At 22.8% G+C, this 431-nt stretch carries 1 protein-coding gene (only partly in view); it reads right to left on the reverse strand.

The window, feature by feature from the left end; genetic code table 11:
- The coding region annotated (locus tag LUA84_RS01340; RefSeq protein WP_231434088.1) for an RNA methyltransferase crosses the window boundary (this coding region is incomplete at its 3' end): on the reverse strand, positions 1-431 show 431 of its 573 nt. 142 nt of the annotated region lie beyond the right edge of the window.

The following is a 431-nucleotide window of genomic DNA, read 5'->3' on the forward strand; positions in this document are numbered from 1 at the left end:
ATCTACAAAATCTTTAAACATTTTATATAAATATTTTCTTTCTTGATTATTTATTAATTTAAATACTTTTCTTNNNGGATTATTTTTTGAAATAAATAATTCATACAATATTATTGCCGCAGAATGGGTTATATTCATTATTGGATATTCTTCACTTGCAGGAATTTTAATTATTCCATCAAATTTATTTAATTCTTCATTGCTAAAACCTTTAGATTCTCTTCCAAAAAATATACCAATCTTTCCATCATATTTATATATAGAATTTGCAAATTCTCTACGAGTTAAAGGATTTCTTAATACTTCNNTTACCATCTTTGAAGAAACTCCAGTTGTACCATAATTTATATCAAATAAATCAATTACCTCATCTAAATTATTGTATATTTTCATATTCTTTATTATTTCCCATCCTTTTTCTCTTGCAACAA

Source organism: Candidatus Nanopusillus massiliensis (assembly GCF_920984865.1).